Annotated in this window: 8 protein-coding genes and 1 tRNA gene; 6 read left to right on the top strand and 3 right to left on the bottom strand. The window is 54.7% G+C overall.

The genetic code is table 11. The features are described from left to right. The first annotated feature begins 207 nt into the window (after positions 1-207). Positions 208-1437 carry a DUF1559 domain-containing protein gene (locus RE6C_RS03395; protein ID WP_008653878.1) on the top strand — a complete coding sequence of 410 codons (1230 nt, stop codon included), beginning with the start codon at positions 208-210 and terminating at the stop codon, positions 1435-1437. An 85-nt stretch (positions 1438-1522) separates the two neighbouring features. On the opposite strand, the gene RE6C_RS03390 is transcribed toward RE6C_RS03395, so the two are convergent. Beyond that, positions 1523-2779: a tetratricopeptide repeat protein gene (locus RE6C_RS03390; RefSeq protein WP_008653877.1), complete on the bottom strand. Its 1257-nt coding sequence runs from the start codon at positions 2777-2779 to the stop codon at positions 1523-1525. Between the two features lie 314 nt (positions 2780-3093). Between RE6C_RS03390 and RE6C_RS03385 the strand changes: the two genes are divergently transcribed. After that, positions 3094-4707 (top strand): FG-GAP repeat domain-containing protein, encoded by a 1614-nt coding sequence (locus tag RE6C_RS03385; protein WP_008653875.1) that lies wholly within the window; start codon positions 3094-3096, stop codon positions 4705-4707. Here RE6C_RS03385 and RE6C_RS03380 read toward each other — a convergent pair. Beyond that, the gene (locus tag RE6C_RS03380; protein WP_236617914.1) at positions 4676-6109 is read right to left on the bottom strand and encodes a cytochrome c family protein; all 1434 of its coding nucleotides are present in this window, start codon (positions 6107-6109) and stop codon (positions 4676-4678) included. The genes RE6C_RS03385 and RE6C_RS03380 overlap by 32 nt on opposite strands. 288 nt (positions 6110-6397) lie before the next feature. On the opposite strand from RE6C_RS03380, the gene RE6C_RS03370 reads away from it, so the two are divergent. The 4 genes from RE6C_RS03370 to RE6C_RS03350 all read left to right on the top strand — a co-directional run bounded on the left by RE6C_RS03370 (position 6398) and on the right by RE6C_RS03350 (position 9162). Then, positions 6398-6727: a hypothetical protein gene (locus RE6C_RS03370; RefSeq protein WP_007325957.1), complete on the top strand. Its 330-nt coding sequence runs from the start codon at positions 6398-6400 to the stop codon at positions 6725-6727. Between the two features lie 39 nt (positions 6728-6766). Beyond that, a complete protein-coding gene (locus RE6C_RS03365; protein ID WP_236617913.1) occupies positions 6767-7243 on the top strand; it encodes a hypothetical protein in 477 nt (158 codons plus the stop codon). Positions 7244-7272: 29 nt separating this feature from the next. Further along, positions 7273-7354: transfer RNA gene (locus RE6C_RS03360), tRNA-Ser, on the top strand. Between the two features lie 539 nt (positions 7355-7893). Further along, positions 7894-9162 carry a BBP7 family outer membrane beta-barrel protein gene (locus RE6C_RS03350; RefSeq protein WP_008653864.1) on the top strand — a complete coding sequence of 423 codons (1269 nt, stop codon included), beginning with the start codon at positions 7894-7896 and terminating at the stop codon, positions 9160-9162. Between the two features lie 105 nt (positions 9163-9267). On the opposite strand, the gene RE6C_RS03345 is transcribed toward RE6C_RS03350, so the two are convergent. Further along, on the bottom strand, positions 9268-10835 hold a 1568-nt coding region (locus RE6C_RS03345; protein ID WP_039961077.1), incomplete at its 5' end, for a cadherin repeat domain-containing protein.

The raw sequence follows: 10835 nt of genomic DNA, 5'->3' as shown, positions 1-10835 counted from the left end.
CTCCAGAGGAGCAGGCTGAATACGACAAGCAGATGGCCGAACAGATGGGGAATTAGCCGCTGATCATGGCGCCGGCGTTTATTGATCGTTTTTTGGGATCATTGCGTTTCGGTCCTCTCGACCGGAACGCCCCATTCTACCCAGCGTCGTTTCTTGTCACTTTTCGATACTTTTTTGTTGTTTTTCTTCCAAACGGAGAATTGTTTTATGTCGAGTCGTTCTAAATCTCGCACCGGCTTCACGCTGGTCGAGCTTCTCGTGGTGATCGCCATCATTGGCGTCTTGGTGGGGCTGCTTTTGCCAGCCGTCCAAGCAGCACGCGAAGCTGCCCGTCGCATGAGTTGCAGCAACAATTTCAAGCAATTGGGATTGGCGGTGCACAACTATCATTCCGCCTATAACCAACTTCCGATCAACTACGGTGGAACGACGCCAGTTGCTCCCCTATCAAATGGACCTGGTGGTGCGACCAATTGGTGGAACAACAACAACTTTGGCAACCATGAGTTGTTGACGATGCTGGTTGGACTGACCCCATTCGTGGAAGCTCAGGGAACTTGGGAACAAATCTCGAATTCGTTCCCCGCCGATACGAACAATGATGGCACGATTGACATCACGTTCCCGCCGATGGGTCCAACTCCCACTCCTGGCGGCAATGACCGAAACTATTACTCGCCATGGATGACGGATCTTCCGTTCCTGCGTTGCCCAAGCGATCCAGGCCGTGGTGCTCCAACGATGGGACGTACGAACTACGCCCCGTGTGTTGGCGACAACATGAACCGCTGGAACGGTGGTAAGAATGGTGACTTGACGGTCAACAACTGGGCGATGGGAGTGCAATCGCGTAACCGCGGTTTCTTCATCCCTCGTGATGTGACCAAGTTCCGAGACATCTTGGACGGATTGTCCAACACCATCGCAATGGCTGAGATCGCCACGGACTTGAATGATGGCGACAAACGGACTTCGTTGGCCGTGACGACGGGTGGTACCTACCAGACCAACCCCAATCACTGCGAACAGAACTTCTTGGACCCAGAGCGTCCACAGTTTTGGATCGACCCCGACAGTCCCGGATCCGGACAGTCTCCTGGCGACCAGCCTCGTGGTCTTGGTGCTGCCACGTCGCGTGGTGCTCGTTGGGCGAATGCTCGACCTGTGTTCGCGACCGTGAACACGATCTTGGCTCCTAACAAAGGCGTTTGTGCTGACAGTTGGCCAGAAAACGGTGCGATTGCTCCTCCCAGCAGTCGTCACCAAGGTGGTGTCCACATCCTGATGGGTGACGGTGCGGTGAAATTCATCACCGACTCGATCGAAGCCGGTAACGCATCGGCTCCATTCCCTAACCCAGGACAAAAAAGTCCTTACGGCGTTTGGGGTGCTTTGGGAACTCGTGCAAGCCGCGAAGTGATCGAATTGGAGCTCTGATCCTTCGTTTCCGTATCGGTTAAACATGTGAACCGCCCTTCCATTTGGAGGGCGGTTCTTTTTTGGTAGTTGCTGAAGTCAGACCTTATTGCAACTCATTTGGCAGCTCGGACTGTAACTCTGGACGCCCTTCGGTCACCTGCCATGGGGTTTGACCAGTCAGCTGAGTAACGATCTTTGCTCGCACACCTTCGACGTCCACCGTGTCGTCTCGAGGGAGCGTCATCGCGATGGATGCCCAAGCTTCGGCTTCCCAAAGCCGACCCAGTTTTTCAAGTTCGATTGCGATGTCAGTCGCCAGTCGCCGCGAAATACTGCCCATCTGATCGAAACGCTCCATGGACGATCGAATCTGCTGCAGGCTTTCGAGGCGATTCGAAATAGCGTCGAGTCTTTCAGGTGCATCGATCGCCAATTCTTCGGTCAGTTCCAGGATCGAAGACCATGGTTTCGTAAGGTCAGGATTTAGCTGGCTTGCATTCCAGTAGAAACGCAACGCATCTTTGGAATCTTCTTCTGCGGCGGCGATGGTCGCTTTCGCGATCCAGTATTCAACGCTGGTTTCGAGTGATGAAACGTCTTGTTCGGAAAGCCACTGCTCATACGCGTCGATGTCGCCACTTCCTGCGAGAGCCAATCCGTGCAGCAATTGAGCTGGTTCAAATTCTGGATGTTGATCGGTGATCTGCTGAAGCACCTTTGTCGCCTCTTCGATATCACCAGAGTTCAACAACTTGTTCGCCTGGCGCAACAAAGGTCGTTTGTCGTCGGGGTTTCGGCGGACAATTTCCAACGTGGATCCGAGATCATCTTTGGCCGAAGGAGGGATTCCGAGCGAAAGCAAAAGCTTGGTGTCGAACTGTCGCTGGCGAACCAAGGTTCGCCCGTGTGGAAGGGCTTCGGCACGGTTACCACTGTTGATGTACAGGTCGTACAGCCATCGACGAGTGGCATGGCGTGAAGGAACCGCTTGGATCGTATTCTCAAGCAAATCGATTGCATCGTAGAGACGCCCTGCGCCAACCAATGCGATCATGGCTTGGCGGACCCGCCCGTCGTTGCTGAATGATTCCACCGAGCAAGCCTTCACCAGAAGGTCGGCTACTTCATTCGGTTTCTCAAGATGCTGTGCCACCTTTGCAACCGAGGCGATGGCGTCAGCATCGTCCGGATGGGCTTTCAATACCGCGTCGGAATACTGCCAAGCTTCACTCCATTTCTGTTTCCGCATCGCCAATCGAAGTTCACCCAGGGGACGTTCTGGAGTTTGCCGTACTTCGGGGAGATCTTTTTCTCCGCAACCGGGCGTGAACGTCAGTGGAAATGACAAAAGAACCATCATTTCAAGCTTGCGTCGAGCACCGGAACGGCTTGGCTGATTACTTGAATGCATGTTGGTCTCGAGATGCTTGAACGATATTTGCGGTCGTTGATGCTTGGTGATCGAAGCAAGTTGGCAGCAGTGTTCCGGCAAACGGTCTGTTGAACGGTGGCTGCCGTTTCGCCGTACAACCGGGGCGAATGCTCAAACGGATCGCTGGGTCAAACGCAGCCAGTATCTGCCAGACTGGTTAGCAACATCCATGTTTGCCGGTGATCAATAATGCCACCGAATGAGTGACGACCGAATGCGACGGACACTATAGTATTGTTGCCATGCAAAATCTTCGAACACACGCTGTTTTTGTCACTCTCGTGATGCTGTTCGCGTCCATCGGCGGATGCCGCGAACGCGCTGACGACTCCGTTGCCAGTACGTCGAGTCCAGTCACCAAGGTTCAGCCCGCATCGGCGCAGCGATCAAAGGATTGGCACGACCGTGTCGGCCGCGAGGTCAAAGCGTTCTGTGCAGACTGTCACGTTTTGCCGTTGGCTACCAGTTCGGAACGAGACCATTGGCCGGGAGAAGTCGACCAAGGGCTCAACCTGTATGAAGTCTCGGGACGCACGGATTTGAAGGTTCCTGCTCGCGACGATGTCATTGCATTCTTTGAAATGCAAGCACCTGAAAAGTTCGACTGGTCGCCTTGGACGAAGTCCTTTCCCCAATGCAGGGTTGATTTCACGACTCAGGCCGTTGGCTTGGCAAGCGATGAATCATCACGGCCTCGACCGCCCGGGGTGACCAACGTGCGGTGGCTCGATATCGGAATGAAAGATGGCCCGGCCTTGGTCTACTGCGACATCGGCAGTGGCGCCGTTGTCGCTCACTGGCCCAATTCCGACGGAGGGACTTCGAAGCATCTCGCCACTCTTTTTCAACCGGTGCATGCCGAAACATGTGACTTGGACGGCGATGGCCACCAAGACCTGGTCGTCGCAGACATCGGGGAGTTCGATGCAAACGATAGCGACCTTGGCCGAATCATCTGGTTGCGTCGAAAACCGTCGCAGGACGAATTTGAACAAGTGGTTTTGATGGAGGGGCTTGGCCGAGTCGCCGATGCGAGACCCGCCGATTTTGACAACGATGGCGACATCGACCTTATCGTTGCTGAATTTGGTTGGCGACAAAGTGGGCGAATTGTTTTGCTAGAGAATCAAATGACAGAGGCGGCGGCCTCGACGGATGATGGAAAGCAATTGGCGAAAAGATTTGTCGCCCATGAGGTCGATGACCGTCACGGATCCATTCATGTACCACCCGTGGACCTGAATGATGACGGCCGGATGGATTTTGTCGCCGCGATCAGCCAGGGTTACGAGACCGTTGAAGCGTTCCTGAATGATGGAGAAGGTGGTTTTCAACGCGAGGTGATCTTTGCTGCACCCGATCCAGCGTTTGGTTTGTCAGGCATTCAGTTGGTCGATTTGGATCAAGACGGTGACTTGGACGTGCTGATGACGAATGGAGATTCGTTCGATCGAGGTGTGAAGCCTTATCATTCGATTTGCTGGTTGGAAAACGAGGGCACGTTTCCGTACAAGGTTCATGAACTATGCAAAATGCCCGGAGTGCTATCGGCAAAGGCTGGTGACTTTGACGGCGATGGCGACTTGGACGTCGTTGCCGGATCGTTGATGGCGGGACCGATTCAGAAACAGTTCGAACGTTTTGAAATGGCGTCGGTTTTGATGTTGGTCCAAACCGAGCCGGGCGTGTTTCAGCCGACGACAGTGCAGCAAAAAGTTCACCAGCACGCTTCAATCGAAGTCGATGACTTCGACGGTGATGGAAAGACCGATTTCGCGATCAGCAACTTGCTGCGAACTGCGAAGGGCAATGAACCGGACGTTGTCATTTGGTGGAATCAGTCGTCTGGTCCTTGATCTTCTTTGCGTGCTCGCGATCAACGCGAATGAAGTGATCGGCCATCGAAAGAGTCAGCCCCTGCAGTTTCATGCCGGCAAGGTCGTCGATTTGAGTGCTTGGCATATGACACTGAACGCATTGGTCAGCAACGTCGGCCGGTAGTTCGGGACGCATCCCACAATGCTCGGTTTCATGACAGTTCAAACACGCCTGGCGAAAGAATGCTTCGTCGCCGCGCTGAGCAACGTGTGGATCATGGCACGCCGTGCAGGTCATTTCTGAGTGAATGAAGCAATCGCTCATTCGAAGACGCGCCAGTTGGTTGCTGGTGTGAATGCCGCTGTCGTCGAAATCAGGCTTCAGGGTGTGATGAAACTTGCTGAGGTCATCGCCCGGCCGGAAGCTGAAGGCTGGCTTTTTGAAGTCGAACGATCCCGAGTGGCATTGGCCACAAATATCCAGTTGCCGTTCTCGGGGAAGTTCATTTGGGTGAACAATGTGCTCCGCCGTTTTGGATTGCGGATTCGCGACGTGATACTCGACATGAGCTTTTCCCGGGCCGTGACATCGCTCGCAAGAAATTCCCCAAACCGCTGAAGAAGGTTGATAGTGATTGGGTGGTTCGGTCTGTTCGATGAACGTCACGTGGCACTCGAGGCATTCCGTGCGAATGACTCGGCCGTAGTTGGCGTCGAGGTCTTCAAATCCGGGGCTGGTCAACCACCGGTCGGCACCGCTGAAATACGATGCAAACGATTGGAAGAGTCGATCCTCGTCCCAGTATAAAAACGTTTGAGCAACCTTCCCCGATCCTGTGATGACATCCATTGGAACGTCAACGCTCCAATCGTCGAGCGAGACCTGCTGAACGACGGAGTCTCCTTTTGTGTGCATTGTCACCGCGAGATCTGAATCGCTGGTTGTCAATTGATTGTCCGGCGAGTCCAACGATCCCAAGATGTGATTCGTCGTTGCGGGGCCGCTGGTTCGATGGTGGGCGGTCAGCAGAAAACTGCTGTGTCGAGTTTGGTGGCAATCCGCACAAGCATCCGCACCGAGAAAGCCTTCTTCGTTGACATGCTCCGCCGAAGTTTCTCCCGCAGTTTCGATTGCGGATGGGCCGTCTTCCAGAGATGCAAACGGCAGAATCAATCGCGGGCGAGGTTTGTCTTCCTTTTGCAAAACCCAGGACCCGGGAAGCACATCCTTTTGAGCCACAACCGTTGGTGTCACTCGCACCACGTCGGTCGGCTGTTCGCTTCTGGGGATGACCGACGCGGGAGAATCCAGTTTTCGCGAAAGCTTCTCCACGAGTTCACTTTGGTCGTCCGACTCATGGGCGATGTATGCCACCACGGCGAATAGTCCGACGACGATCGCCGTGATCAACCAAACTCGGGGGCCTGATGAGTCAGTCAATGCAAACAACTTCGTGAAAGAACGGGCAGCGAACAACGGCGAGGAACTGGATGTCAGGTGCCTCTGGCCGTGGCGGAGAAGACGGGCTCGATTTTATCAAATTTGCGCAGGTCGCCTGTCGTCGGGACCGGACAAAAACACGAAAGACAAGTCCGATCGACCGAACGGATTGTTGATGACCGCGATCGACGGCAATCCTGAGTTTGGCTTGACCTGATGAGGGATTGTGGGGTAATCAACACACTGTGAACTTCCCATCTTGTGTTCCCTACCCAGGAATCCCACCCCATGTTTCGTCTGGTTTTGTTGTCATTGATGGTTGCTGGTTTTTCGCTGGCCACTCCGTCCGCCGCTGAAGTTTCGGCTGCTGAAACCGTGAACTATCGCTGCAAAGAATGGAAAGCCAAGCACATTCACGACAAAAAGGCGGCTGACACAATCGAAAAGACTCTGAAGACCCTGAAGTGCGAGACTCAGCGTCACGCCCACAATGGCCACGATGACTTGAAGTACCGCTGCGTGGAATGGAAGACGCTGCAGCTGAAAACGCACGACGAAGCTCACAAGTGGGAAAAATGGTTGAAGGAATACGGCTTTGAAACTCAGCACAAACACTGAGTCGAGTCCTCACACCCTCCCCATTTGAAAGACGGCTTGATGGCTCACCGATCATTTCTGATGCCGCTGATGTCGCTGCCGATCTACTCCGGGTTGGCAATCCGTGCCGTTCAAGCGACGGGGCAGGTTGCTTCGCAGTGGATCGAATCAGCGGGTGATATCGTTGAGAATTTGCGAGAGCCCAAAGAGTCCGGCGATTCATTTGCAGACATTTTCGCCGGAACCGCTTCGGAATCCGGTTCGGACGCAAGCGAGTCCGAAAGCGGTTTGAACGCGATCCGCGAAACATTGGGGAAATTCCTTCGAGACATGGGGTTGGCTCCCGGAACGGAAGTGGACCTGCAGTTGACCGATGGAGAAATTCGAGTGGCATCGGACCACCCCCGTGCCGCCGAAATTGAAGATCGACTGTCTCGAGACACCACGTTGCTCTCGAAGATCCGCCAACAGATGTCAGGACAGCAACAATTTGAGTTCAACGTCCAAGTCGCACCTCGCGATGACTTGACGGGATGACGGCTTTTGTCAGAATGACGCACAGGCCCGGAGGATAAGCGAATGGCTAGCAGGCTGATTCGAAATCAGTTGCCCAGCAATGGGTTGCGGGTTCGAGTCCCGTGTCCTCCGCTGTCAGAAAGAACCTCGCAAAGCAGATTGTTTTGCGAGGTTTTTTCGTAGGCAGACAGCCGCTTTCCAAACCACCAATCAATTTCCAAGCCACCAATCAACTCGCGATTCACGTTCCTTCGGCACGAGTTGGCTCGCCCGATTGCGTCGTGGCATTCGCGGCGAAAGAGATTTGTGCATCGTGGTCTCGATTCTGCTCAAAATCTCACCAGGTTCTCTTGTTGGCGACGCTCGCTGGTGTGTAGTAAAGCATGGTTGCAGAGTGATCTCGGCATCCGTTGCGCGTTCATCACGCGAATCAAATGCACGCGACTCGCGAAAATTCGCAGCCCGTCCGAGCCATCCACTGCACTTTTGAATCAGAGCACCTGAACTCGAACGATGACGGGCATCCCCCTGCATCCCATTCGTTTATGAATATTGTCCGACTCATACCGTGGCTCACATTGCTCGGGTGCCTGCTGGCATCTCCGAGCGTCTCGGCTCAAGGTCCCAGTGGATCGTCGAGTCGGGCGAAAGCCTCTCAGCCGACCGAAAAAATGACTTGGAATCCCAAGTCGATCAACGGCAAGAGCGTCGCGGGCTCAGACGTTGTCACTGCCGACGAAATGCCAGGTGATTCCGGCGTGGAAGGCGTTTCGTATGAGTCGTTCGGCTACGACCCGTCGGGCTACGAAGTGTACGAAGAAGCCTACCATGGTCACGCTGTCAGTTCGTGCGATGGATGTGGAAACTGTGATCAATGCACGATCCGTCGATCAGCGAGACGGTTCTGGGTGCGAGCGGAATACTTGCTTTGGTCGCTCGACGGAATGGATCTGCCGCCTCTCGTCACGACCAGCCCCGATGGCACCGATCCGGAAGACACTGGAGTGCTAGGGCAAGCGGGAACGACAACGTTGTTCGGCAACAACAGTGTGCTGGACTCGATGCGGTCCGGATTGCGAGTGACTTTGGGTTGGAGCGACGACAATTGTGGCAACGGATTTGAACTGAGCGGGATGGGGATCTTCAGCGACGAAGAGACCTATCAAAGCAACCGAGGGTTGTTGGCTCGGCCGGTCTTCGACACCGGTGCTGGTGCAGAGTCATCCATGTTGATCGCTCATCCAGATTTTCTTTCTGGATCAGTGAACATCCAAGCAGAAAATGAGTTGGCTTCGTTCGAGTTCAATCGCCGGCATTCGTTGTCTTCGATTCGAGGCCAACGAGTCGATTTCTTGTTGGGCTACCGATACGGAAGCCTGGAGGAAATGTTGCGAATCGATCAATCCTCGGAATACACCGCTGCACAGGGACCGATCATCTCGGGCACGACCGTGGACTTGTTTGATCAGTTCGAGGCGGAGAACCAATTCCACGGCGCACAAATTGGTCTGCAATTGCAACGATGTTCCGGAGCAACGACCTGGGACGCTCATGCAAAAATTGCTTTTGGAGTCAACCGAGCGGAGACGACGATCGCTGGGCAAACGACCAACACGGTCCCCGGCGGCGGATCATCCACCTTTGCCGGCGGTCTGCTCGCTCAATCAACCAACATCGGAACGTACGATGATTCATCGTTCATGGTGTTGCCTGAAATCGGATTGAACCTGACCACTCAAGTTCATCGCGACATGAAGCTGTCGATCGGATACAGCATGATGGTTTGGTCCGATGTCGTTCGCGTGGACGACGCGATCGATCGCAACGTTTCGCAATTCCCACCGGAAGCACCAAAGGGAACGAATCAACCGGCTTACGACATGACGACCAGCAGCTTCATCGCACACGGGTTGAACATCGGAGCGACGTTCCAGTTCTAAGAACTGGACTTTGGGCCGACGTCGCATGAACAGCGACATTCGAATTCGTCATCCGACCACCCAAGCCTGAACAAAGCCAGACTTGGGTGAGCCGAACGACAACGATCACACAGTGGTCTCAATGGTGATCGTGAGCACTTCTTCCACGGCCAATCCATAGCGGTCGGTTGACAGCACGCGGATGCTGTAGCTGGATTGCGTGGATGCATCGGCTTCGAAGTTGGTCGTCAACACGCCATCCACGATGGTGAACGATGCGTTGTCGGTATCTCCTTCGCCAGCAACAAATTCGAACGTGTGTTCGTCGAAGTCATTGGCGTCGGTCGCCGTGAACGTGCCAACGTTGGTTCCACTTGCGGAACCATCAGCAACCGTGGTCGTGTCGAGCACGATGCCGGTCGGCGCCACGTTTTCTTCGGTGACGATCAGGTCCGCTGTGTCCTCAAAGGTCAGTCCACCGGAATCGGTCACGCGAACTCGGATCGAGTAGAGAGCTTGGATCGCGTCGTCGGTTGCTTCCGCGGTTCGCAGTGCTCCGTCGACCAAGGTGAACTTGTCATTGTCGAGGTCTCCTTCGCCAGACACGAATTCGAACGTGAAGGTTTCACCGGCGTCTTGATCTTCCGCCCCCAAGTCTCCAACCAGGAATCCGCTGGCTTGACCACTGGCGATCGCTGGGAAGGCCAACGTCAATCCGGTTGGAGCATCGTTGATATCGATGACGGTGATCACGAAGGACTGGCTGACCGTCTCCCCGACGGCATCGGAGCTCTGGATGCGAACGGAGTACGACGATTGAGTTTCAAAGTCAAAGGTCGCTGCGGTCACCAAGTTGTCGCCGTCGATCGCAAACAATGCGTTGTCGGTGTCACCCACACCACTGACCAGGGAATAGGTGAACGTGTCGGCAACATCCGCGTCCGTGGTGCTGAGTCCACCCACGACCGTTCCAATGGCCGCATTTTCAGCGACCGAAGTGTCGTCAAGCGAGATGGCGGTTGGGGCGACGTTGGTTTCCGTCACGGTGATTGTGAAGGTTTGCTCGACAAACGAGCCGCCCGCATCGGTGCTTCGCACTCGAATCGAGTAGGACGATTGCGTGTCCATGTCGAGCGTTGTGGCGGTCACCAAGTTTGAACCATCAACGGTGAACGATGCGTTGTCGGTGTCTCCATCACCAGCGACCAACGTGTAGGTGAAGGTGTCCGATGCATCGACATCAGCGGTGCTGAAGGTGCCGACGGTGGTGCCCGAGGCTGAATCTTCCGTGACGACAGTACTGCTGATCGAAACCGCGGTGGGAGTCTCGTTCACATCGATGATTGAGATCGTCAGCGTTTGCTCGAAGGTTGCTCCACCGGAATCCGTCGTCTGAACTCGGACGGAGTAAGAGTCTTGGGTTTCGAAGTCAAACGTTGTCGCTGTGACAAGGTTACTGCCATCGATGGTGAAGGCGGCGTTGTCGGTGTCACCTTCACCGCTGACCAAAGCGTATGTAAACGTGTCGCTCGAATCCGCATCGGTTGTGCTCAACGCACCGACGACGGTTCCGGAGGCGGCATCTTCGGTGACGCTGCTGTTGTCAATTGCGATGGCAGTCGGCGTGTCATTGGCGTCTGTCACCGAGATCGTTAGGACTTGTTCGAAAGTCGCTCCCGCCGAATCGGTCGTTT

The organism is Rhodopirellula europaea 6C (genome assembly GCF_000338295.1).
GTDB classification, from domain to species: domain Bacteria; phylum Planctomycetota; class Planctomycetia; order Pirellulales; family Pirellulaceae; genus Rhodopirellula; species Rhodopirellula europaea.
The sequence above is the reverse complement of the archived record's forward strand: the minus strand, read 5'-3'. Positions and strand labels throughout refer to the sequence as shown.